The organism is Citrobacter sp. UYEF32 (genome assembly GCF_040546205.1).
Classification (GTDB): Bacteria; Pseudomonadota; Gammaproteobacteria; order Enterobacterales; family Enterobacteriaceae; genus Phytobacter; species Phytobacter diazotrophicus.
In genome coordinates, this window is the sequence record NZ_JBEPNI010000002.1 from 245,205 (window position 1) to 270,053 (window position 24,849).

Below are 24,849 nucleotides of genomic sequence, written 5' to 3' on the forward strand. Positions count from 1 at the left end.
CCCTACACGCCCTAAGACTTTACTCGTCCTGACAATAAATAAAAAGACGCGATAACGCGGAAAAAATAAGAGAACATCACCTATGAAAAATATAGCGACCCTTGAAGAAAATGAAATAAGCAATCCGCAAAAATGGCACGGCGAGGACACCGTCTGGGTCCTGGGATTATTTGGCACGGCTATTGGTGCAGGCGTGCTTTTCTTGCCCATTAACGCCGGCATCGGGGGGGTCTGGCCGTTGTTGATTGTGTTTGCATTAGCCTTTCCGATTACATACCTGGCTCACCGTGGCCTGGCGCGCTTTATCTACTCCTCCAGCACGCCGGAAAGCACCATCACCGATGTAATTGGTGAACATTTTGGTGCCCTGGCTGGGAAAACATTCACGGTTATCTATTTCTTTGCCATCTATACCATTCTGATTATGTATGCGGTTGCCATCACCAATACGGCGCAAAGCTTTATTACGCACCAGTTGGGCATGGAGGAACCCCCGAGGGCGCTGGTGGCTATCGCGCTTATCCTTGGGCTGATGTTTATTGTGCGCCTGGGCCAGCAGTTCATCATGCGCGTGATGAGCACGCTGGTGTATCCTTTCATTATCTCGCTGATTTTTATGGCGCTGTTTCTTATTCCTCAGTGGAATGGTGCCATTCTTGAGACTACGACCCTGAGCCATGTGGGGGAGGGGCACGGCATTCTGATGACGCTATGGATGACGTTTCCAGTGCTGGTGATGTCGTTTAATCACTATCCGATTATCTCGCCGTTGGTGGTGCGCCAGAAACAACGCTATGGACTGAAAACGGCCGACAAAAAATGCGAACAAATTCAACGCTATGGCATTGTGCTGATGGTAGTTGTGGTGCTGTTTTTTGTCCTCAGCTGCGTGTTGAGTTTATCACCTCAGCAACTGGCAGAAGCCAAAGCGCAAAACCTTTCCATCCTTTCGTACCTGGCGAATCACTTTGATACCCCGATTATCGCCTGGCTATCCCCCATCATCGCCTTTGTTGCCATCACGAAATCCTTTCTCGGCCATTACATCGGCGCTTATGAATCCTTACGCGACATGATCGTTGAAGCCGCCAGATCGAAAGGAAAGAAACCGGGGATCCGCCTGGTGGACAGCATGATTTTTATCTTTATGGTTGCGACCTGCTGGTTCGCCGCCTGGAGAAACCCCAGCATTCTGGGAATTATTGAAAGCATCAGCGGGCCGACCGGTGCGGCGATTCTGTTGCTGTTGCCGATGTACGCCATCCACAAACTGCCCGTACTGGCACCGTACCGGGGCAAAATCAGCAACGTTTTTGTCACGGTTATCGGCCTGATTACGGTCTCCGCCATCTTCTACGGCATGGCGAAGTAAAGACACGATAAAGAGGGAAACAGCAATATGAGTCAACATCTGCAGATCAACGGTCAACGACTGGTTGATTCACTTTTCGAGCTGGGCAAATACGGCGCGCTGGAGGGTGGGGGCGTTTGCCGCCTGGCCGCGACGGCGGAAGATAAAGCGGGCAGGGACTTTGTGGTTGCCCGCATGCAGGCCTTGGGGCTTGCCATCCGCGTTGATGCCATTGGTAATGTGACGGGTGTTTATGCTGGTGAACGCGACCTCCCGATGGTCATGATGGGTTCGCATATTGATACCGTGGGGACCGGCGGCCTTTACGATGGTAATTACGGCGTGATGGCCGGGCTGGAAGTGATTGCCACGCTTAAGGAAGCGGGTATTCGCCCCATACGCCCGATTGCGGTGACCTTCTTTACGAATGAGGAAGGCGTGCGTTTCCAGCCGGATATGATGGGCAGCGTGGTGTTTGCCGGTGACTATCCGCTGGAGACGGCATTAGCAGCCAAAGATCTGGATGGTATCACGCTTGATGAAGCGCTTGTCGGGATTGGCTACAAAGGTGACCACCAGCCTGGCAATATGGCTGTTGATAGCTATGTCGAGCTGCATATCGAGCAGGGGCCGATTCTGGACAAAGACGGCATTGATATCGGCGTTGTCACTGGCGTGCAGGGGATTTCATGGAGTGAATTCACCTTTAGCGGCGTATCAAACCATGCAGGTACGACGCCGATGGCGATGCGCCACGATGCGGGGCTGGTGGCGGCGAAAGTGGCGGTTTTTGCCCGTGAACTGGCGCAAGAGTTTGGCGGTAATCAGGTAGCTACCGTCGGGCATATGACCTTTAAACCCAATCTCATCAATGTAATCCCCAACCATGTCGTCATGTCGGTGGATTTACGCAATACCGATAACGATGCACTACAGCGCGCTGAAAGTCAGTTGAAAGACTATGTTGCCAAAACGGCGCAGGAAGAGGGCGTGGCGGTCGCAACACGTTCACTGGTGCGCTTTAAGCCGGTGATTTTCGCCGATGAGATCGTGGATGCCGTTGAGGATGAAGCCCGGTCACAAGGGTTGAGCTATCGGCGATTGCCCAGCGGCGCAGGCCATGATGCGCAGTTTATGGCCTCCGTTTGCCCGGCCGGGATGATATTCGTGCCCTGTGTCGGCGGTATCAGCCATAACGTCAAAGAACATACCGACGCGAAAGACCTGATCGCCGGCGGCAACGTATTGCTGCAGGTGGTCTTAACGCGCGCCCAGAGAACAGACTAACGACATGACCGGAGAATTTATGAATCAGGAACAGTTAAAACAGCAGTTAATGGCATGGCGTCATCATCTTCATGCACATCCCGAAAGCGCATTTGAAGAGGTCAAAACATCGGCATTTATTGCACAGCAGCTTGAGAAAATGGGGATCGAAGTTCATCGCAATCTGGGCAAAACCGGGCTGGTGGGGGTGCTGAAATGCGGTGAAGGTAAAGGTGTTATTGGCATTCGCGCTGATATCGACTGCATCCAACTTACCGAGCAGGGCGAACATACCTACCGTTCCACCACGCCTGAACGGATGCATGGCTGCGGCCATGACGGACACACTTCTATTGCGCTGGGGGCAGCGCAGTTACTGGCTCAGCGCAAAAACTTTAACGGCACGGTGTGCTTTGTGTTTCAGCCTGCAGAAGAACCCGGCTATGGTGCGAACGCGATGATGGTCGATGGTGTGTTGACCCGTTTTGGTATCGAAGAGATTTACGGCCTGCATAATATGCCCGGGATGAAAGCCGGGACGATAGCGACCCGCGTCGGTGGCATTATGGCCAGCGAAGACAACTTTGTTATTCGCATTCAGGGGCAGGGTTCCCATGCGGCACGTCCGCATATGAGCAAAGACCCGCTGGTGATTGCGGCGGAGATCATTCTCACGTTGCAGACGATTGTCTCGCGTAACGTCGATCCCAACGTCCCGGCGGTGATTTCATGCACCGAACTGCACACGGATGGCATCCGTAATGCGATCCCCGGGCATGTTGAAATCAAAGGCGACACGCGCAGCTATTCACCACAGGTACAGGCACTGCTTGAAGAGCGGATGCGTACCATTTGCGAGGGCATTTGCGCCATGCACGGGGCGCAGTGTGAATTTTCCTACACCCACGAATTTGCTCCGACGGTGAATCACGAGGTTTGCGTGGATGTGGCGGTGAACGCGGCGAAGAACGTGGTGGGAGAAGAAAACGTCGACGGCAACGTTCAGCAGATGATGATTTCTGAAGACTTCGGCGCCTTTTTACAGCACATCCCTGGTTGCTTTATCTTCCTGGGTAACGGTGACGACAGCGATGCAAAAGGCGCAACGCCGCTGCATAACGCCTGTTACGATTTCAACGACGACATCCTGGTGACCGGGGCGGAATATTTCGCCGAGGTCATCAGAACACGTCTGCCTCTTTAAACAGAATAACGCCGGGAATCAGGCATAAAAAAAGCGTCCATATCGGGACGCTTCTTTTGTTCTGTCAGAACGTTAGCTGGCTTTCTTCACCTGCGGCAGGTCAAACGCTTTGCGTAACGCACGCACAAACGCTTTGTCGTGACAAATCGTTTTTCCCGGGCTGTCAGACAACTTCGCCACCGGTTTGCCGTTACACTCAACCAGCTTGATGACGATATTCAACGGCTTCACATGTGGAATGTCGCAGGTCAGCCGCGTGCCAATACCGAAGCCCAGTTTGATGCGGGAGGCGAAGTGGCGGTAGAGATCCAGTGCTTTATTCAGATCAAGATTGTCTGAGAAAATCAGCGTCTTCGATAACGGATCGATGCCGAGCTTCTCATAATGCGCGATGGCTTTTTCACCCCATTCCACCGGGTCGCCTGAGTCATGGCGCAGCCCCTGGTAACGTTGTGCAAACACCGGCCCGAAATCACGCAGGAAGGCATCCATGGTAATGCAGTCTGTCAGGGCAATACCAAGTTGCTCCGGGTACTCTTCCAGCCACGCGGCCAGCGCAGCACGCTGACTGGTAGCCAGATCCGGGCTGATTTGCTGATGCGCCTGAAACCATTCGTGCGCCTGAGTTCCCATTGGCGTAAGCGACAGACGGCGCGCCAGATCGTAATTACTGGTGCCAATAAACCACGGTTCTTGTTTGAGACGTTCCACGATAGCGTACTGTACATCGCGCGAGAAACGGCGGCGCGTGCCGAAATCCATCAGACGGAAGCCTGACATATCCAGCTCTGCGGTGCGGTTAGCAAAATCTGCCAGTTTCGTTTCAAGATGTAGCAGGGCCTGCTGAACACCCACTTGTGGAGAGCGGCAGCGATGCACCAGTTCACTAATCACCGCCAGTAGCGGCACTTCCCACATGATGACCTCACGCCATGGCCCGGACATACGAATGTTCAACTTGCCATTATCATTAATGACAGTCACTTGCGACGGGTCATAACGGAAATTACGTAACCACTGCAGGTAATCCGCTTTGAAGAAGGGGAGGCCGGACAGCCACTGGTATTCGTCTTCCTGCAGGCGCAGATGTTGCATCGCGTCAATTTCTTCGCGAATTGCGCTGGCATAAATGCCCAGAAGATCGTCGCCGCGGCAGCGAAACTCCGCTGTGACATGCACATCGTAATAGTGATGGAACACCGCCTGTTGCATATGCAATTTGTAGGCATCAGTATCCAGCAGCGTCTGCAGAGCAGGGGGAGCGAGTCGTGTCATGGTGCGCCGTAGCATCCTCTCACAGGAGCGTTTAGTACAATAAACAAAGCAGGTGGAAACCGCTGGAGTATACCTTGTTTATTGATTTATTGAACCCCGATCACACCATAAGGCGCAAAACGGGTCGAGGGCATTTCGTGCCGCGTGTTACTAAAATGTAGCATAGTGAGCTTTTCTCCCTGAAAAGATGAACATTCTGCGTGGCGGGATTTACGCAACAGGAATAGACTGGAGACGTAACCAAACAGAAGATGCTAAAGGTTTTTTATGACACAACAGCCACAAGCCAAATACCGCCACGACTACCGTGCGCCGGATTACCTGATTAGCGATATTGACTTGACCTTTGACCTGGATGCCGCAAAAACCGTTGTCACTGCGCTGAGCACTATTTCGCGTCATAGCGCCTCTCCAGTGCCATTGCGTCTGAATGGCGAAGACCTGACGTTAGTGTCAATCCATGTTAACGACCAGCCATGGACACAATATAAAGAAGAAGACAATCACCTGGTCATTGACGGCCTGCCTGAACGATTCACATTGCGTATCGTGAATGAAATCAGCCCGGCTGCGAATACTGCGCTTGAAGGCCTCTATCAGTCTGGCGAAGCACTCTGTACCCAATGCGAGGCAGAAGGTTTCCGCCATATTACCTGGTACCTGGATCGCCCTGATGTTCTGGCGCGGTTTACCACTAAAATCATCGCCGACAAAGCTGCCTATCCTTACCTGCTCTCTAACGGTAACCGCGTGGACCAGGGCGAGCTGGATAATGGCCGTCACTGGGTGCAATGGCAGGATCCATTCCCGAAACCGTGTTACCTGTTTGCGCTGGTGGCGGGTGATTTTGATGTGCTGCGCGATACCTTTACAACCCGCTCCGGGCGTGAAGTTGCACTGGAACTCTTCGTTGACCGTGGCAACCTTGACCGCGCGCCGTGGGCAATGACCTCGCTCAAGAACTCCATGAAATGGGACGAGACCCGTTTTGGCCTCGAATATGACCTCGACATCTATATGATTGTCGCCGTGGACTTCTTTAATATGGGCGCGATGGAGAATAAAGGCCTCAACGTCTTTAACTCCAAATATGTGCTCGCCCGTACCGATACCGCGACCGACAAAGACTATCTTGATATCGAACGGGTGATTGGTCATGAATATTTCCACAACTGGACCGGTAACCGCGTGACCTGTCGCGACTGGTTCCAGCTCAGCCTGAAAGAAGGGCTGACTGTGTTTCGCGACCAGGAGTTTAGCTCGGACCTGGGTTCCCGTGCGGTAAACCGTATCAATAATGTCCGTACCATGCGCGGGCTGCAATTCGCCGAAGACGCCAGCCCGATGGCGCATCCTATTCGCCCGGATAAAGTGATTGAAATGAACAATTTCTACACCCTGACGGTGTATGAGAAAGGTTCAGAAATCATCCGCATGATCCACACCCTGCTGGGTGAAGAGAATTTCCAGAAAGGGATGCAGCTCTATTTTGAGCGTCACGATGGTAGCGCCGCAACCTGTGATGATTTCGTCCAGGCAATGGAAGATGCCTCAAATATCGATTTGTCGCATTTCCGTCGCTGGTATAGCCAGGCGGGGACGCCGATTGTCACGGTACATGACGATTACAACCCGGCGACCGAGCAGTACACGCTCACCATCAGCCAGCGTACGCCGCCTACAGCGGAACAGCAGGAGAAACACCCGCTACACATCCCGTTTGATATTGAACTTTATGATAATGAAGGCAAGGTTATCCCGCTGCAGAAAGACGGTCACCCGGTGCATCATGTGCTGAATGTCACCCAGCCAGAACAGACTTTTGTCTTTGATAACGTCTACTTCCAGCCCGTGCCGTCGCTGTTGCGTGAGTTTTCCGCGCCGGTGAAACTGGAATATAAATGGAGCGATCAGCAACTGACGTTCCTGATGCGCCACGCCAGCAATGATTTCTCTCGCTGGGATGCCGCACAGAGTCTGCTGGCGACGCACATTAAGCTCAACGTTGCCCGCCATCAGCAGGGGCAGGCGCTGTCTTTGCCACTGCACGTTGCCGATGCGTTCCGCGCGATCCTGCTGGACGAACACATCGATCCGGCGCTGGCTGCGGAAATTCTGACGCTGCCGTCGGCAAATGAGATTGCCGAATTGTTTGACGTTATCGATCCGGTAGCCATCGTGGCGGTACGTGAAGCGCTGACCCGCACCCTGGCCACCGAACTGGCAGATGAAGTGCTGGCCGTTTATAACGCCAATAAGCTGGATACCTACCGCGTGGAACATGCGGATATCGGTAAACGTGCCTTACGTAATACCTGTCTGCGTTATCTGGCTTTCGGCGACGCGCAACTGGCCGATAAGCTGGTAAGCGAGCAGTATCACAATGCTGATAACATGACGGATGCGCTTGCGGCGCTGTCTGCCGCGGTTGCCGCCCAACTGCCGTGCCGTGATGCGCTGATGCAGGAATACGATGACAAATGGCATCAGGATGGTCTGGTGATGGACAAGTGGCTAATTCTGCAGGCCACCAGCCCGGCACAAAATGTGCTGGAAACCGTGCGCGGTCTGCTTAAACACCGTTCGTTTACGATGAGCAACCCGAACCGTGTGCGTTCACTGATTGGCGCGTTTGCCAGCAGCAACCCGGCAGCATTCCATGCGCAAGACGGTAGCGGCTATCAGTTCATGGTCGAAATGCTGACAGAACTGAACAGCCGTAACCCGCAGGTGGCTTCCCGCCTGATTGAACCGCTGATTCGTTTAAAACGTTACGATGCGAAACGTCAGGAAAAAATGCGTGCGGCGCTTGAGCAACTCAAAGCATTGCCGAATCTGTCAGGCGATCTGTTTGAGAAAATCAGCAAAGCGCTGGCATAACATTCAGCGGGCAGGCCCTGGGTGATAACAAGCCGGGTTAGCGTCTACAGCGCGACCCGGTTTTTTATTACGAGGCTCTGGCAACACCCGGTATATGAGCACCGAAGGTGGGGACTTGCGTGTCACGGCGGTGTAAGGCCTGCCAGAATGTTTCCAGGGCACTGTCCAGACGCGTCTGCAAATTCGCGGTGAAGCGTGGCTTATGCTGATAATCCTCCACCTGGCTGTCATCGGCGAAGACGCCATGCAACACTTCCTGGGCTTTCAATGCGCTCAGAACTGGCTTAAGCGCATAATCCACGGCCAGCATATGTGCAATGGTACCGCCAGTGGCGACCGGAAGAACCACTTTGCCTTCCAGCGCTCGTTCGGGGAACAGATCAAGCAGGGTTTTTAGCGCGCCGGAAAAGGAGGCCTTGTACACCGGGGTAGCGATGATCAGCCCATCGGCCTCATGTAATTGTTCGAGCAGTGTCTGCAGCGCCGGGCTGTCGAAGCGGGCGTAGAGCAAATCTTCCGGGACAAAGTTATGCAAATGCCAGTGACACACTTCAACATCAAGGGCCGTCAGGCGTTCGCGCGCGTATTCCAGCAGGGCGCTTGAGCGGGAAGGGTAACGCGGGCTTCCCGCCAGGGTAACAACTCGCATATTCACTCCTTATAACCATTTGCTTCGTTTTATCAAACATCGATAACTATTTTCTCAGTGTCGCAGAGGTTTTATATTCCGCTAAATGATTTTTTTAGTGAAAACACGTTAAAAAACGAATATGCAGAAAAGGATAAGAAAACGATTGCGTTCAGTTCACCTTTTTTTGCCCAAGGTCAATTCCATTTCTTCGGCTAATCAAAGATAATACGCCCCCGGTTTGCACACCGGGAATCCAGGAGAGTTCATGTACTACCCCTTCGTTCGTAAAGCCCTTTTCCAGCTCGACCCCGAGCGCGCTCATGAATTTACTTTTCAACAATTACGCCGCATTACGGGTACGCCGCTAGAGGCACTGGTGCGTCAGCGTGTGCCGGAAAAACCGGTACAGTGCATGGGGCTAACGTTTAAAAACCCACTGGGACTTGCCGCTGGCCTCGATAAGAATGGTGAATGTATCGATGCGCTGGGTGCTATGGGGTTTGGCGCGATCGAGATCGGTACCGTGACGCCGCGCCCGCAGCCGGGCAATGACAAGCCGCGCCTCTTCCGCCTGGTCGACGCAGAAGGGTTGATCAACCGTATGGGCTTCAACAATCTGGGCGTTGATAACCTGGTTGAGAATGTGAAAAAAGCGCATTTTGACGGCGTGCTGGGTATTAATATTGGCAAAAATAAAGATACGCCTGTTGAAAACGGCAAAGATGACTATCTGATTTGTATGGAAAAAATCTATGCCTATGCCGGTTATATTGCGATTAATATTTCCTCGCCAAACACGCCGGGCCTGCGAACATTACAATATGGCGAAGCGCTGGATGACCTTCTGGGTGCCATTAAAAATAAGCAGAATGAGCTTCATCAGACCCACCATAAATATGTTCCTGTTGCTGTGAAGATCGCCCCGGATCTTTCCGAGAAAGAATTGATCCAGGTGGCCGACAGTTTAGTTCGCCATAATATTGATGGCGTCATTGCCACCAATACAACGCTGGACAGAAAACTGGTTCGCGGAATGAAAAATTGTGATGAAGCGGGTGGGTTAAGTGGCCGTCCGCTGCAATTAAAAAGCACCGAAATTATTCGTCGCCTGTCCCTGGAATTAAATGGCCGCTTACCGATTATCGGCGTGGGTGGCATCGACTCCGTGATTGCCGCGCGCGAGAAGATGGACGCGGGAGCATCACTGGTACAAATTTATTCCGGCTTTATATTTAAAGGACCGCAACTGATTAAAGAAATCGTTACCCATATCTAATCTTTTGCTCACTATCGGACAACCAGGGCTTTATTTCCGGCCCTGGTTGTTTTATATTCCGTGATTGTTGCTAATTTGTACATTTTAGTCTTTGCTTATTTAGCGTAATAAGCGAAACGGCAAAGGATGAAAAAGGCAAAGGGATGTTTACGGAGAGAGGGGAACGAAATGCGAATTAAACCTGACGATAATTGGCGCTGGTATTTTGATGACGAGCACGATCGTATGATGCTCGATCTGGCCAATGGCATGTTATTTCGCTCACGTTTTGCCCGTAAAATGCTTACCCCGGATGCGTTTTCCCCCTGCGGATTTTGCGTAGACGATGCCGCCTTATACTTCTCCTTTGATGAAAAATGCCGCGATCTGATGCTCTCTAACGAACAACGTGCCGAGCTGGTGCTTAACGCACTGGTGGCCATTCGTTTTCTGAAGCCGCAAATGCCAAAAAGCTGGCACTTTACCAGCTACAATCAGCCGTGGTCTCCCTGTGCGGGAGAAGCTGCGAGCGTCGTGATGAGCGACAGCGGCGAAGAGGTGAGTTTACTGGTCGTTGAACCGGGTGAAAATGCCGCACTTTGTCTGCTGGCCCAGCCGGGTGTGGTTATCGCCGGGCGCACGATGCAATTAGGCGATCCCATTAAGATCATGAATGACAGGCTGAAACCGCAGCTCAGTGCTGCCAGTTTCAGCTTTGAACAGGCCGTTTAACTTTCCAGGCGAACGGAGGTTTTTGGTACACAGCTACAACTCAGGATAGAACCATCTTGCGCAATAGCTGATTTTTTCAACGGGCTGACCTCACCCTCAATCAGGCGAATGCGACAGCAGCCGCAAATGCCCGCCCGACAGGAATAGGGCACGCGTATCCCCTGGTTTTCCAGTTGCTCAAGCAAGATTTGCTGATTGTTACCGCGAAAGCTTTTCCCCTGCCAGACAATATCTACCACGTCCTCTGTTTTCTGTTCTTGTTCTACAGACTCAACAGCCTGTCCTGCGCCATAGGGTTTAGCGGGTGCACTGGAAAGGACCACGACCTCATCACCTACCCGGACGACCCCACTATTGCGGGCAATTAAGTTCTGACCGAAATCAACATTGCCATTATCTTGCGCAGTGCGAAAACGGGTGAGGGTTGCCAGGGGTTCGCCAGCGGGATGTTTTTGCCCGCGTTCGGGACTGACGGTGGTAAAAACGCAACGGCTGCACGGTTTCACCACGTCAAAGACGACATCACCGATGCGTATTACTTTCCACGAGTCCTCTTCCCATGCACTGGCACCGGTGACCACCAGGTTAGGGCGGAACTGCTCCATTTGTACACTTGCCGGGCAGCGGTTTTGTAAATCACGTAATGAGGCTTCGTTGGTCAATAAAAACGGAAAGCCATCAGCAAATGAGAGCGGAATATCCTCGTAACGTTTTACCCGGCGCGTGGTTTGCGGCCCCACCCAGCGAAGCTGAACATCTCGAGCAAAAAAACCGCTGAGCCACTGGTTGATGTGTTCGGGTGCAACCCGGGCAGTAAAATGATTCCCCCATACTTCCGTTGGCTCATTCTGAGGCGCAAAATCATTAAAACGCACCACGGCGCTGCTGCCATCAGGTGCGGTTAAATGCAAGCCATCCGTCAGCGGAGAAGGAATAAAACGGACCATCTGCGGGAACTGTCGTGCAGTAATAAAGGTGCCATCCGCTTCGGTCACCATAAAAATGCGATCAAAGGATAACCCGCTGGTGTCTGCCAGGGCATGCGTCAGGCCAATACCGCGCATGGATTTCACTGGATGGATAAAAAGACGCGAAAGGGTAGCCACGTCATTTCCTCTGTGAACGAAAATAAGCCCTCAACTTTATGACATGAACGCCAGATTGGCTATAATGCGCAACAATTTTCTTCATCGATAAGTGATTTTATGATTTCTCTGTTTGCCAGTACGGCCCGTGGGCTGGAAGAGCTATTAAAAACTGAACTGGAAAACCTGGGCGGGCAAGAGTGCCGGGTGGTTCAGGGGGGCGTCCATTTCCATGGTGACACACGGCTGATTTACCAAAGCCTGATGTGGAGTCGTCTGGCCTCGCGCATCATGATGCCGCTCAGTGAGTGTAAGGTTTACAGCGATCTGGACCTTTATCTCGGCGTGCAGGCGATTCCGTGGACGGAGATTTTCAGCCCGAACGCCACCTTTGCGGTGCATTTTAGCGGCCTGAATGAAGAAATTCGTAACAGTCAGTATGGCGCGCTGAAAGTAAAAGACGCCATTGTCGATAGCTTTACGCGCAAAAATCTGCCGCGTCCGAATGTTGATCGTGAATCGCCGGATTTACGCATCAACGTCTGGCTGAACAAAGAGACAGCCAGCATTGCGCTCGACCTGAGTGGTGAAGGGCTGCATTTGCGTGGCTACCGTGATGGCACCGGTATGGCGCCAATCAAAGAAAACCTCGCCTCGGCGATTGTGATGCGCTCTGGCTGGCAGCCGGGCACGCCGCTGCTTGATCCGATGTGTGGTTCCGGCACTTTGTTGATCGAAGCGGCCATGTGGGCTACCGACCGTGCACCAGGTTTACACCGCGGTCGCTGGGGCTTTGGCGGCTGGGCTCAACATGATGAGGCAATCTGGCAGGAAGTGAAAGCCGAGGCGCAGACCCGCGCGCGGGCTGGGCTGGCTAATTACACATCGCATTTTTATGGCTCCGATAACGATCCTCGTGTCATTGAGCGCGCGCAGCGTAACGCCCGCCGTGCTGGCGTTGGCGAGCTGGTCACTTTCGACGTAAAAGACGTGGCGCAGTTAAGCAACCCGCTGCCAAAAGGGCCGTATGGCACTGTTATCAGCAACCCCCCGTACGGTGAGCGTCTGGAGAGCGAACCGGCGCTGATTGCCCTGCATAGCCTGCTTGGTCGGACGTTAAAATCGCAGTTTGGCGGCTGGAATCTGTCGTTGTTCAGCGCCTCTGTCGATTTGCTTAACTGCCTGCAATTGCGCGCTGACCGTCAGTTCAAGGCTAAAAATGGCCCGCTGGATTGCGTGCAGAAAAACTACCACCTGGCGGAAAACACCGGCGAAGCAAAAGCGCCGGTAATGGCTGAGGATTATGCCAACCGTCTGCGTAAAAATCTTAAGAAACTGGAAAAATGGGCGCGTCAGGAAGGCATCGAATGCTACCGCCTGTACGATGCCGATCTACCGGATTATAACGTGGCTGTCGATCGCTACGGTGACTGGGTGGTAGTGCAGGAGTACGCGCCGCCCAAAACCATTGATGCGCAAAAAGCGCGTCAGCGTCTGTTTGACATCATTGCCGTTACCATCGCCGTGCTGGGTATTGCGCCGAACAAGCTGGTGCTGAAAACCCGTGAGCGGCAGAAAGGCAATAACCAGTATCAGAAGATGAATGAAAAGGGTGAATTTATTCAGGTTAGCGAATACAACGCCAAACTGTGGGTGAACCTGACGGACTATCTTGATACGGGCCTGTTCCTCGACCACCGTATCGCACGCCGTATGCTGGGCCAGATGAGTAAGGGGAAAGACTTCCTGAATCTCTTCTCTTACACCGGCAGCGCGAGTGTACACGCGGGGCTTGGCGGCGCGCGCAGCACCACGACCGTGGATATGTCGCGTACCTATCTGGAGTGGGCGGAGCGCAATTTGCGTCTCAACGGTCTGACAGGTCGTCCGCACCGCCTGCTACAGGCCGATGTACTGGCATGGTTACGTGAAAGTGACGAGCAGTTCGATCTGATTTTTATCGATCCCCCTACATTCTCGAACTCAAAACGTATGGAGGACTCTTTCGACGTCCAGCGCGATCACCTGGCACTGATGAAAGATCTTAAACGTTTGCTGCGTAAAGGCGGCACGATAATGTTCTCAAACAACAAACGCGGTTTCCGTATGGATACTGAAGGGCTGGCTACGCTTGGGCTCAAAGCACAAGAAATTACCCAAAAAACGCAGTCGCAAGATTTCGCCCGTAACCGTCAGATCCACAACTGCTGGCTGATTACCGCAGCCTGAAAGGATAAATAGATGTCATTAATTAGTATGCATGGCGCCTGGCTGTCGTTTAGCGATGCGCCCCTCCTCGATAATGCCGAACTGCATATCGAGGATAACGAACGTGTCTGTCTGGTAGGACGTAACGGCGCGGGCAAATCGACGCTGATGAAAATCCTCAACCGCGAACAGGGGCTGGATGATGGCCGCATCGTGTACGAACAGGATTTGATCGTGGCACGTTTGCAACAGGATCCGCCGCGTAATGTCGCGGGCAGCGTCTACGACTTTGTGGCCGAAGGGATTGAAGAGCAGGCGGAGTACCTCAAGCGTTATCACGAAATTTCGCATCTGGTGATGACCGATCCAAGCGATAAAAACCTGAACGAGATGGCGCGCTTACAGGAACTGCTGGACCACCACGGTCTCTGGCAGCTCGAAAACCGTATCAATGAAGTGCTGGCACAACTGGGGCTGGAAGCTGACATGCCGCTGGCATCGCTCTCGGGCGGCTGGTTGCGTAAGGCGGCGCTGGGCCGAGCGCTGGTCAGCGGACCAAAAGTACTGCTGCTCGATGAACCAACAAACCACCTTGATATCGAAACCATCGACTGGCTGGAAGGGTTCCTGAAAACCTTCAGCGGTACCATTATTTTTATCTCGCATGACCGTTCCTTTATCCGCAATATGGCGACCCGCATTGTCGATCTGGATCGTGGAAAACTGGTGACCTATCCCGGCGATTACGACACTTATTTGCTGGAAAAAGAAGAAAACCTGCGCGTTGAAGAACTGCAAAATGCGGAGTTTGACCGCAAGCTGGCGCAGGAAGAAGTCTGGATCCGCCAGGGCATCAAGGCTCGCCGTACCCGTAATGAAGGCCGTGTGCGCGCATTGAAAGCCATGCGTCGCGAACGCAGCGAACGCCGCGAGGTGATGGGCAGCGCGAAGATGCAGGTGGAAGAGGCAAGCCGCTCGGGCAAAATCGTCTTTGAGATGGAAAATGTCGACTATCAGGTGGACGGCAAAGTGCTGGTCAAAGATTTCTCTGCTCAGGTTCAGCGCGGCGACAAGATTGCCCTGATCGGACCGAATGGCTGTGGTAAAACCACGCTGCTCAAATTGATGCTGGGTCAGTTGCAGGCCGACAGTGGGCGCATCCATTGCGGTACCAAGCTGGAAGTGGCTTACTTTGACCAGCACCGCGCGGAGCTCGATCCGGACAGAACGGTGATGGATAACCTGGCGGAAGGCAAACAGGAAGTGTTGGTAAACGGTAAGCCACGCCATGTGCTGGGCTACCTGCAGGACTTTCTCTTCCATCCGAAACGGGCGATGACACCGGTTCGCGCGCTCTCCGGCGGTGAACGTAACCGACTCTTGCTGGCACGTTTGTTCCTGAAACCCAGTAACTTATTGATTCTCGACGAACCTACCAACGATTTGGATGTCGAAACGCTGGAGCTGCTTGAAGAGCTTATCGACAGCTACCAGGGCACTGTTATGCTGGTCAGCCACGACCGTCAGTTTGTCGATAACACCGTTACAGAGTGCTGGATCTTCGAAGGCGCGGGACGGATTGGTCAATATGTTGGCGGTTATCATGATGCGCGTGGTCAGCAAGCGGCATCGCAGGCCTACAAAGCCGCATCCGAGAAGAAAGTTGCCGAAGCTTCGGTTAACAAAACAGAAAGTGTTAAACGAACCAGTAACAAACTAAGCTATAACCTGCAACGTGAGTTGGAACAACTGCCGCAAAAGCTGGAAAAGCTGGAGGCGGAACTGGAAACATTGCAGGCTCAGGTGGCAGATGCCAGCTTTTTCAGCCAGCCTCACGACCACACGCAGAAAGTATTAGCCGAACTGGCTTCGGCGGAACAGGCGCTGGAAGAAGCGTTTGAACGCTGGGAGTATCTGGAGGCTCTAAAAAACGGCGCATAACTCAGGAAGTCAGTATGTGTGAACATCACCACGCCACACGGCATATTTTATGTACCCAGTGCGATTTACTGGTGGCTTTGCCCCCATTACAGCATGGTCATAAAGCGGCTTGCCCTCGCTGTGGCGCAACATTAACCACGCAATGGGATGAGCCCAGACAACGGCCCACCGCGTATGCGCTGGTGGCGCTGTTCATGCTACTGCTTTCCAATCTGTTCCCCTTTGTGAATATGAAAGTAGCAGGCGTCACCAGTGAGGTGACGCTACTGGAGATCCCGGGCGTAATGTTCTCGGAAGATTACGCCAGTCTTGGGACGCTCTTTTTACTTTTCGTTCAGATGGTCCCGGCATTTTGCCTGGTGACCATACTGCTGCTGGTCAATCGCGTGCCGATGTCGCAGCAGACCAAAACGTTTCTGGCGCGTATCCTTTTCCAGCTTAAAACCTGGGGTATGGCAGAGATTTTTCTGGCCGGCGTGCTGGTGAGCTTTGTCAAACTGATGGCCTATGGTGATGTGGGCATCGGCAGCAGCTTTATTCCATGGTGTCTGTTTTGCCTGCTACAACTGCGTACCATGCAGTGTGTGGATCGTCACTGGCTGTGGGATGATATCGCCCCTGCGCCGGTGCCGGTCGCGCCGTTGCGCGTTGGTGTGCCGGGCATTCATCAGGGATTACGCAGTTGCCCATGTTGCACCGCCATTGTGGCGGCGGACGAACCCGTCTGTCCGCGTTGTCATACCAAAGGCTATGTCAGGCGCAGAAACAGTCTGCAGTGGACGATGGCGCTACTGGTGACGTCGATCCTGCTGTATCTGCCCGCCAATATTTTGCCGATCATGATTACCGATCTGTTGGGCGATCAGATGCCATCGACGATCCTTGCCGGGGTGATTTTACTCTGGAGCGAGGGGTCGTATCCGGTTGCGCTGGTGATTTTCATCGCCAGTATCATGGTGCCCACCTTGAAAATGATCGCCATCGCCTGGTTATGCTGGGATGCGAAAGGCCACGGCCGACGAGACAGTGAACGTATGCACTTTATTTATGAAATCGTTGAGTTTGTTGGGCGCTGGTCGATGATTGATGTGTTTGTCATCGCCGTGCTCTCCGCGTTGGTGCGCATGGGAGGATTAATGAATATTTATCCGGCCATGGGGGCGCTGATGTTTGCGCTGGTCGTCATCATCACAATGTTTGCGGCAATGACGTTCGATCCCCGCCTGAGTTGGGATCGCGAGCCTGAATCGAGCCATGAGGAGTCGTAAGAACATGGAGAAAACCAGTGGGGAGGCGAAAGTGCAGAAAGTTAAAAACTGGTCGCCGGTATGGATATTCCCGATCGTCACGGCCCTCATCGGTGCGTGGATCCTCTTTTACCATTACAGCCACCAGGGGCCGGAAGTCACCCTCATTACCACCAATGCCGAAGGCATCATCGGGGGTAAAACGACCATCAAAAGCCGTAGCGTGGATGTCGGCGTGGTAGAGAGCACGACGCTGACGGACGATCTCACCCACGTTGAGATTAAAGCGCGCCTGAATACCGGGATGGAAAAGTTGCTCTACAACGACTCCGTTTTTTGGGTGGTTAAACCGCAGGTTGGCCGTGAAGGGATCAGCGGGCTCGGGACATTACTTTCTGGCGCCTACATCGAGCTCCAGCCAGGGAAAAAGGGCAATCAGCCGGAGAGATATAACCTGCTTGATTCGCCGCCGCTGGCACCGCCGGATGCAAAAGGGATTCGGATTATCCTGGACAGCAAAAAAGCGGGGCAACTCTCTCCGGGCGATCCGGTACTTTTCCGTGGTTACCGGGTCGGCTCTGTCGAGACAAGTACTTTCGACACGCAGAAACGTACGATCACCTATCAGCTTTTTATTAATGCGCCAAACGATCGCCTGGTCACCAGCAACGTGCGTTTCTGGAAAGACAGCGGTATCGCCGTTGATTTAACCTCTGCCGGAATGCGGGTTGAAATGGGATCGCTCAGTACCCTGTTTGGTGGTGGCGTGAGCTTTGACGTGCCGGAAGGGAATGAACTGGGCGAGCCTGTTGCTGAAAAAACGGCGTTTATGTTGTATGACGACCAGCGCAGTATTCAGGAGTCCCTGTATACCGAACATATCGATTATCTGATGTTCTTCAAAGATTCGATTCGCGGTCTGCAACCCGGCGCGCCGGTCGAGTTTCGCGGTATTCGCTTGGGGACCGTGGCGAAAGTCCCGTTCTTCACGCCAGAAATGCGTCAGAAATTGAATGATGATTACCGGATACCTATTCTGATTCGTATTGAGCCTCAGCGTCTGATTAGCCAGTTTGGCGGCGATCCTAACGTGGATGAGCATATTACCGAGTTAATGAAACGTGGCCTGCGTGCGGCGCTGAAAACCGGCAATATTGTGACGGGCGCCCTGTATGTCGACCTGGATTTTTATCCTAAAGCACCACCTGTCACCGATATGCCGGAATTTGGTGGTTATCGCATCATCCCGACGGTCAGCGGCGGTCTGGCGCAGATTCAGCAAAAACTGATGGATACGCTGGATAAAATTAACAATCTGCCACTTAACCCAATGATCGAGCAGGCGACCAATACATTAACGGCGAGCCAGCAGACGATGCGCCGTCTGCAGACGACACTCGATAATCTGAATAAGCTGACAGCCAGTCAGTCTATGCAGCAGTTGCCAGCAGATATGCAAAATACGCTGCGTGAGCTCAATCGCAGTATGCAGGGCTTCCAGCCGGGGTCGGCCGCGTACAACAAGATGGTGGCGGATATGCAGCGTCTTGATCAGGTGTTGCGTGAGCTACAGCCGGTGCTCAAAACGCTGAACGATAAGAGTAATGCGCTCGTATTTGAAGCGAAGGGTAAAGACGATCCGCAGCCGAAGAGGGCGAAAGAATGAAAAAAGGAATGATAGCGCTTCTGGCCATGCTTCTGACGGCCTGCAGCGCGAGCGGTGATAAGAAGAGCTATTATCAGCTACCATCACCGCCGCAATCAACGGTGACGCAAAGTGATGCGCGTGGGCAACACCTGCTGTGGGTCGAGCAGGTGACGGTGCCGGATTATCTCGCAGGAAATGGCGTGGTCTATCAGACAACCGATGTGCAATACGTTATTGCCACCAATAACCTGTGGGCGAGCCCGCTGGACCAACAGCTTCGCACGACGCTGGTGGCGAATTTAAGTAACGCTCTTCCCGGCTGGGTTGTGGCTTCGCAACCGCTTGGCAGTGAGCAGGACACGCTCAACGTCACCGTGACCGGCTTTCATGGTCGTTATGACGGGCGGGTTATCGTGAGCGGCGAATGGCTGGTTAATCATCGTGGGCAACTGATTAAGCGTCCTTTCCACATTGAGCTTAAGCAGCAGCAAGACGGCTATGACGAGATGGTGAAAATGTTGGCCCAGGCGTGGCAACAGGAATCGGCAAGTATCGCCAGCGAGCTTAAACGTCTGCCATAGTAAAATTGACTGCATTATCTACGCCGTCAGGTCATTTTTGTCTGACGGCTTTTTTTATTTTGTGCTCAATTCATTACCTGTGCTGGTTCACAGTTTTTGTACAAATGAACTTCTGTTTAGGTCACATTTATGACACTGGCGTGAATTTTGCGCATTGACGACAAACCGTATCCAGGGTATTCGTAGCCTGTGGTTGCATACTTAGTAACCACTGTTTTCTTTTCCACCAGACCAAAAAATGAGGGAAACGAGGCATGAAGAGACAAAAGCGAGATCGCCTGGAACGGGCACATCAACGTGGGTATCAGGCCGGAATCACCGGACGGCCAAAAGAAATGTGTCCTTATCAGACGCTGAATCAGAGATCCGAATGGATGGGAGGCTGGCGAGAAGCCATGGAGGACAGGGCCGTCATTGCCTGATTCTGTCTCTTTAACAAGAAACCTCCGCATTGCGGAGGTTTCGCCTTTTTTGCCCTACGCCATTTTGTGGCGCGTTACACGGCAATCAGCATCAGAATGCAGAGGTGTCCTGGAACAGGCCCACTTTCAGGTCGGTCGCAGTGTAGATAACACGGCCATCAACCAGCACTTCACCATCGGCCAGGCCCATCACCAGACGACGGTTGATGACGCGTTTGAAGTGGATACGGTAGGTGACTTTTTTCGCGGTCGGCAGAATCTGACCGGTAAATTTCACTTCGCCTACGCCCAGCGCACGGCCTTTGCCTTCGCCACCGAGCCAGCCCAGGTAGAAACCAACGAGCTGCCACATAGCGTCCAGACCGAGGCACCCTGGCATTACCGGGTCGCCGATAAAGTGGCAACCAAAGAACCACAGATCCGGATTAATATCTAATTCAGCTTCAACATATCCTTTGTCGAAATTCCCACCGTTTTCGGTCATTGACACCACACGGTCCATCATCAGCATGCTTGGAGCTGGTAATTGTGGGCCTTTTTCGCCAAACAGCTCTCCGCGACCAGAGGCAAGAAGATCTTCTTTTGTATAGGATTCGCGTTTATCTACCATGTTCTATGTAAGCCTTATTGTGAGTTTCGGACGCAGGATAGCTAACACGTGTACGCTGAACAAGTCCGATCAGTTGGGACTGAACCAGCTAAGCCAACGAAGCGGCCACGGATAACGGTGACGAGCGTCTTGTTGCGTCGCCTGGGCGATACGCTCCAGGATGGTCTGCTTCAGTGTAGTTTGTCCTTCTGCATCCCAGACCAGTCTGGTCAATAAGGGGAGGGCATCCATGACATCTTCTATGGCCCAGATAGAGAATTGACCTGCCTTGACGGCATCCAGCAACTCCTGGCGCAGACAAAGATGGCGCACATTAGCAACGGGTATGATCACCCCCTGGTTGCCGTCCAGACCACGAGTCTGACAGATAGCAAAGAATCCTTCGATCTTTTCGTTAAGCCCACCCACAGGCTGGGCGCGACCAAACTGATCCACCGAACCGGTGATAGCGATACTCTGGCTGACAGGGACATCCGCCAGGGCGCTGATCAAGGCACACAGTTCAGCCATCGAGGCGCTGTCACCGTCCACTTCACTGTAAGATTGCTCAAAGGTCAGCGATGCGGAGAACGGGATCTGTTGCTCAAGTTCCAGTTCAGCCATCAGGAAAGACTGCATTATCATCATGCCTTTCGCATGAATGTTGCCGCCGAGTTCCGCTTTACGTTCAATGTCGTTAAATTCGCCATCGCCGATGTGCACGACGCAGCTTATACGTGAAGGTTCGCCAAATGCACGTGGATGTCCCGGAAACTCAACCACTGACAGGGCATTGATTTGACCGACCTGTTCACCTTCAGTCTCAATGAGGATCTGCTCTAACAGAATTTCATCTTGCATGCGCTCCGCCAGATAGCCTTCTCGCCATTCACGCTGAGTAAGCATGGTGGTAAGCTGCTCAGCATCAAATGTCCGGGCGTCGGTCATAGCGGACACTTCGCCTAACTGGCGGGTTAACCATAGCGGGCAGAGCGGGAGCGTCTCTTGATCGCCGGTATAACGAACGGCTTCCCGAATCAGTACCGGCCACGCATCTGCAGACGGTGAAGGCAATTCTGCCTCCCGGGCGACCAGTTGAACCCACTGACACCATTGCGCCAGTGTTTCCGCATCGCTAATCTGCAGGTTGTCTTCGTATTCGCTATAGATAGCTTGTTCGGCAAGCTCTGGTTCCATCTCCTGGAAATCAGCCAGCGAATCGCGTTCACCCACGAGGATAACCCGAAGATCGAGCGGCAATGACGGAACTGACACGGGCAGGGGACGAGACTCATCAAATGCAACCCAGTCAAAACGACGGCGCGTCACCATGGTTTTTAAACGCATCCACAGTAAAGGTTGCGCCAGAAGGGTGCGCAGAGAGATAACCAGCGTGCCACCATTGGCCTGATGTACCAGCCCGGGCTGCAGGGTAATCTCGTTATTGAACTGGCGCAGGCAACCAAACAACTGCTCAGCTTCAACCCAATCGGCAATAACTACCTGGTTTTTACCGGCAAAATTGGCTTCTGCGTTTTGTGCGGGGGTAAGCGTAACTGTCGCACCATTAACCTGATAGTCGCCACCTACAACGTCGATCTCCTCGGACTGCAGCGCTGACACAGCCCCGGCGAGGATCGTCAGATACTCTTCTTCTTCTGGCGCTTTGGCCAGCATAAAGCGTGACGTCGCCGCAGGATGAAGCAACTGTTCCAGCGCATAGTGTAATCGGGGTTGGGTATTGCCCAGGAAGAAGACCGTCTCGTCAGTGAGTGCGGACTGCTTAAACACATCCTGATAGCTCTCGGTATCCGGAGTCAGTTCATTCCATTCAAGTTTTGTAATGGTCAAAGTCGTTTTTTTAGTCTGATGTAAAAGGCGGGATTATACCGTAAACGCATGGGCAGCACACAGGGAATACACGTTTTCCCGTTGCAGATATGTTGTTGGGATATACAGAATGTGATTTCTTTTCAGCAGAGCAGAAAAAAACTGATATTCTGAACAGAGTTACACGGTAACGTTGAGATCGCAATGAAATATCAACAACTGGAAAATCTTGAAAGCGGCTGGAAATGGAAGTATCTGGTGAAAAAGCACCGGGAAGGTGAGCTTATTACAAGATATATTGAAGCCAGCGCGGCCAAAGAGGCCGTCGATTTATTGCTAACCCTCGAAAATGAACCCGTGCAGGTGAATGCCTGGATTGAGCAGCATATTAATCCGTCTCTCATGAACCGCATGAAACAGACTATTCGGGCGCGGCGCAAACGCCATTTTAATGCCGAGCATCAGCATACGCGCAAGAAATCAATCGACCTGGAGTTTGTTGTCTGGCAACGTTTGGCCGCTCTGGCACAGCGTCGGGGCAAAACCCTTTCGGAGACCATTGTGCAGTTAATTGAAGATGCCGAGCATAAAGAAAAATACGCCACCACCATGTCGTCACTGAAACAGGATTTGCAGGCGCTATTAGGCAAAGAGTGATTTTTTGTACAATTGGTTTTGTTCAGGCAATAAAAAACCCCGCATCGCGGGGTTTTTTTACAGCACGTGAACTTAAGCCTGAGGCTGAGTTACAACGTCTTTGCTGCCACGAACTTCGATTTCTACACGACGGTCCGGCGCCAGGCAATCGATCAGCGCAGGGCGCGCTTTCACGTTGTCACAGGTGCTGCCAGTAACCGGCTGGGATTTGCCCATGCCACGTGCAGAGATTTTGTTCGCCGGGATACCTTTAGAAACCAGGTAATCAACAACGGACTGAGCACGTTTCTCAGACAGACCCTGGTTGTAAGCGTCAGAACCGATACGGTCGGTGAAGCCCAGAACCACTACGGAACCGTCTTTCGGATCCAGGTTGCTCAGCTGACCATACAGCTGATCCAGTGCCTGCTGACCTTCCGGTTTCAGAGTCGCTTTGTTGAAGTTGAACAGGACGTCAGACTTCAGAGTGAAGTGTTTGGTCTGTACTTCCGGAGCCGGAGCCGGAGCCGGCGCAACTACTGGCGCTGCTTCTTCCTGCTGGCCGAAACGGTAGGAAACACCTACGCTCAGCATGCCGTTGTCCGGACGGGTACCAACGGTGTTTGCATCACCGATGTTGTTAACCCACTGGTATTCCAGACGGGTAGCGATATCACGGGTAACTGCCCACTCAACACCACCAGCGAATACCGGGGAAACACCGGTGTCGTGGTCTTTGAAGCCGCTGTTGTCTTTAGCGTCTGCACGCCATACCATGCCGCCCAGACGGGTGTAGATATCCAGATCGTCAGTGATCGGGTAACCCAGTTTAGCGGTCAACTGTACGCCTTGAGCTTTGAACGCACCGTTTACGTTGTCGCCTTTGTATGGCATACGACCTAACCAGTCGTAACCCATTTCAAAACCAACGTACGGGTTAACCTGATAGCCACCGAACGCACCTGCACCAAGCTGGCTTGAATGGGTCGGGCCGTCGTTCGCAATGAAGCCGGTGTCGTGGAACTGAGACCAGCCCAGTTTGCCACCTGCATACCAGGTATTATCTTTCGGAGCGGCCTGCGCTACGGTAGCGAAACCAGCCAGTGCCACTGCAATCGCGATAGCTGTCTTTTTCATTTTTTGCGCCTCGTTATCATCCAAAAATCGCCATGAAAATCTCGATGAGAAGTCACGGTTAAATCCTTCACCGGGGGCGTTGCTCATCAGTCCCTATAGAGATATCTTCACGATATCTTTGGCTTATGCCGAGCACCCCTGGCGATGTAAAGTCTACAACGTAGTTGAAAACTTACAAGTGTGAAGTCCGTCAGGCATATGAAAAAAAAGGCTTTGTATACACAATATTTAACACTTTTGCGGAACTATTCGCCAGTTCAGTTGCCTTGCAAGTCGCCTGAATCGGGCGCTGGCGGCGTATTTCGCTGATTACACGGTAAACCTTGTCAGACAGAAAAATAATGCCAGGATTTATCCTAATTTTACTCAATGATACAAATTCGAGTGAATTTTTATCCCGGAATGCTGTCTCGCAGCGAGAGGATTACATTGTACTGGGCGCATAACGAAGCCTATAGCGTTCCCTTCTTCGGCTGCAATCGCCAGACGGCGGTGTTCTTCTTCGGTCAGCTCTTCTGCATGCCAGCCAATCACAACGCTATAGTTGCCTGTACGTAACGCGCGAATCATTGATTCCAGCGTAAGGCAGGGAGAGAGTTGGCTGATTTGCATAACTTTAGTCAGCGGCAGGCCTGCCGACAACACCCATTCACGACTTAATTTTTGTTGCGGCGTCAACCAGAGCTGCCAGCGCGATTGTTGACCCAGTTGCTGTAATAACGGCAACAGCAGCAATTGTGTCATGCCGGGCTGATCTTCGCGATAAACAACCTCACTGATCAGACCCGTAGAAGCCTCAATGGCCTCTGCGCTGTGTGCGGAAAGAAATTGTGTTGAACGATTTGCACGGCTTAATGAATGGTACATGATCAACCCAGCCCTGTTAGTTACTGTATAAACATACAGTAACCCCTGGACGTTCAAAGATCAA

General features: G+C 52.6%; 20 protein-coding genes. 13 read left to right on the plus strand and 7 right to left on the minus strand.

Annotated features, from left to right (window positions below; all coding sequences use genetic code 11):
- Positions 1–82: 82 nt before the first annotated feature.
- The 3 genes from ABIB59_RS05385 to ABIB59_RS05395 are packed head-to-tail and all read left to right on the plus strand — an operon-like array spanning position 83 to position 3,821.
- A complete protein-coding gene (locus ABIB59_RS05385; protein ID WP_354034343.1) occupies positions 83–1,372 on the plus strand; it encodes an SLC5/6 family protein in 1,290 nt (429 codons plus the stop codon).
- 27 nt (positions 1,373–1,399) lie between these two features.
- Entirely contained in the window at positions 1,400–2,638 is a 1,239-nt protein-coding gene (locus ABIB59_RS05390) for a Zn-dependent hydrolase (protein WP_354034345.1), read from the plus strand.
- 19 nt (positions 2,639–2,657) lie between these two features.
- Positions 2,658–3,821 (plus strand): M20 aminoacylase family protein, encoded by a 1,164-nt coding sequence (locus tag ABIB59_RS05395; RefSeq protein ID WP_079496807.1) that lies wholly within the window; start codon positions 2,658–2,660, stop codon positions 3,819–3,821.
- A 72-nt stretch (positions 3,822–3,893) separates the two neighbouring features.
- On the opposite strand, the gene pncB is transcribed toward ABIB59_RS05395, so the two are convergent.
- Entirely contained in the window at positions 3,894–5,096 is a 1,203-nt protein-coding gene (gene pncB / locus ABIB59_RS05400; protein WP_071194680.1) for a nicotinate phosphoribosyltransferase, read from the minus strand.
- Positions 5,097–5,363: 267 nt separating this feature from the next.
- Between pncB and pepN the strand changes: the two genes are divergently transcribed.
- The gene (gene pepN, locus ABIB59_RS05405; protein ID WP_039078572.1) at positions 5,364–7,976 is read left to right on the plus strand and encodes an aminopeptidase N; all 2,613 of its coding nucleotides are present in this window, start codon (positions 5,364–5,366) and stop codon (positions 7,974–7,976) included.
- A 67-nt stretch (positions 7,977–8,043) separates the two neighbouring features.
- Here the strand turns inward: pepN and ssuE are convergent, their stop codons facing one another.
- On the minus strand, positions 8,044–8,625 hold the full coding sequence (ssuE, locus tag ABIB59_RS05410) for an NADPH-dependent FMN reductase (protein WP_039078573.1): 582 nt from the start codon (positions 8,623–8,625) through the stop codon (positions 8,044–8,046).
- A 247-nt stretch (positions 8,626–8,872) separates the two neighbouring features.
- Between ssuE and pyrD the strand changes: the two genes are divergently transcribed.
- Entirely contained in the window at positions 8,873–9,883 is a 1,011-nt protein-coding gene (pyrD, locus tag ABIB59_RS05415; RefSeq protein ID WP_354034348.1) for a quinone-dependent dihydroorotate dehydrogenase, read from the plus strand.
- 168 nt (positions 9,884–10,051) lie between these two features.
- The gene (gene zapC / locus ABIB59_RS05420; RefSeq protein WP_039078575.1) at positions 10,052–10,594 is read left to right on the plus strand and encodes a cell division protein ZapC; all 543 of its coding nucleotides are present in this window, start codon (positions 10,052–10,054) and stop codon (positions 10,592–10,594) included.
- On the opposite strand, the gene ABIB59_RS05425 is transcribed toward zapC, so the two are convergent.
- The gene (locus ABIB59_RS05425; protein WP_354034351.1) at positions 10,591–11,700 is read right to left on the minus strand and encodes a YcbX family protein; all 1,110 of its coding nucleotides are present in this window, start codon (positions 11,698–11,700) and stop codon (positions 10,591–10,593) included. The genes zapC and ABIB59_RS05425 overlap by 4 nt on opposite strands.
- Positions 11,701–11,799: 99 nt before the next feature.
- On the opposite strand from ABIB59_RS05425, the gene rlmKL reads away from it, so the two are divergent.
- The 6 genes from rlmKL (at position 11,800) to rmf (ending at position 19,726) form a co-directional block, all read left to right on the plus strand.
- Positions 11,800–13,908 (plus strand): bifunctional 23S rRNA (guanine(2069)-N(7))-methyltransferase RlmK/23S rRNA (guanine(2445)-N(2))-methyltransferase RlmL, encoded by a 2,109-nt coding sequence (rlmKL, locus tag ABIB59_RS05430; protein WP_354034353.1) that lies wholly within the window; start codon positions 11,800–11,802, stop codon positions 13,906–13,908.
- Positions 13,909–13,920: 12 nt separating this feature from the next.
- Positions 13,921–15,828 (plus strand): ABC transporter ATP-binding protein, encoded by a 1,908-nt coding sequence (locus ABIB59_RS05435; RefSeq protein WP_039078578.1) that lies wholly within the window; start codon positions 13,921–13,923, stop codon positions 15,826–15,828.
- Between the two features lie 14 nt (positions 15,829–15,842).
- Entirely contained in the window at positions 15,843–17,096 is a 1,254-nt protein-coding gene (gene pqiA / locus ABIB59_RS05440; RefSeq protein WP_039078579.1) for a membrane integrity-associated transporter subunit PqiA, read from the plus strand.
- Between the two features lie 4 nt (positions 17,097–17,100).
- Positions 17,101–18,741, plus strand: coding sequence for an intermembrane transport protein PqiB (gene pqiB, locus ABIB59_RS05445; protein ID WP_039078580.1), 1,641 nt, complete (start codon positions 17,101–17,103; stop codon positions 18,739–18,741).
- The gene (gene pqiC, locus ABIB59_RS05450; RefSeq protein WP_071194678.1) at positions 18,738–19,304 is read left to right on the plus strand and encodes a membrane integrity-associated transporter subunit PqiC; all 567 of its coding nucleotides are present in this window, start codon (positions 18,738–18,740) and stop codon (positions 19,302–19,304) included. The genes pqiB and pqiC overlap by 4 nt, the downstream gene beginning before the upstream one ends.
- 254 nt (positions 19,305–19,558) lie before the next feature.
- The gene (gene rmf, locus ABIB59_RS05455) at positions 19,559–19,726 is read left to right on the plus strand and encodes a ribosome modulation factor (RefSeq protein WP_039078582.1); all 168 of its coding nucleotides are present in this window, start codon (positions 19,559–19,561) and stop codon (positions 19,724–19,726) included.
- Between the two features lie 91 nt (positions 19,727–19,817).
- Here rmf and fabA read toward each other — a convergent pair whose 3' ends face one another.
- Together fabA and ABIB59_RS05465 are read right to left on the minus strand one after the other, a co-directional pair.
- On the minus strand, positions 19,818–20,336 hold the full coding sequence (fabA, locus tag ABIB59_RS05460; RefSeq protein ID WP_071194677.1) for a bifunctional 3-hydroxydecanoyl-ACP dehydratase/trans-2-decenoyl-ACP isomerase: 519 nt from the start codon (positions 20,334–20,336) through the stop codon (positions 19,818–19,820).
- 69 nt (positions 20,337–20,405) lie between these two features.
- The gene (locus ABIB59_RS05465; protein ID WP_354034356.1) at positions 20,406–22,166 is read right to left on the minus strand and encodes an AAA family ATPase; all 1,761 of its coding nucleotides are present in this window, start codon (positions 22,164–22,166) and stop codon (positions 20,406–20,408) included.
- Positions 22,167–22,349: 183 nt separating this feature from the next.
- Between ABIB59_RS05465 and matP the strand changes: the two genes are divergently transcribed.
- Positions 22,350–22,802: a macrodomain Ter protein MatP gene (gene matP, locus ABIB59_RS05470; RefSeq protein ID WP_039078585.1), complete on the plus strand. Its 453-nt coding sequence runs from the start codon at positions 22,350–22,352 to the stop codon at positions 22,800–22,802.
- 72 nt (positions 22,803–22,874) lie between these two features.
- On the opposite strand, the gene ompA is transcribed toward matP, so the two are convergent.
- The gene (ompA, locus tag ABIB59_RS05475) at positions 22,875–23,918 is read right to left on the minus strand and encodes a porin OmpA (protein WP_039078586.1); all 1,044 of its coding nucleotides are present in this window, start codon (positions 23,916–23,918) and stop codon (positions 22,875–22,877) included.
- Positions 23,919–24,284: 366 nt separating this feature from the next.
- Positions 24,285–24,785, minus strand: coding sequence for an SOS-induced cell division inhibitor SulA (sulA, locus tag ABIB59_RS05480; protein ID WP_039078587.1), 501 nt, complete (start codon positions 24,783–24,785; stop codon positions 24,285–24,287).
- Positions 24,786–24,849: the final 64 nt, after the last annotated feature.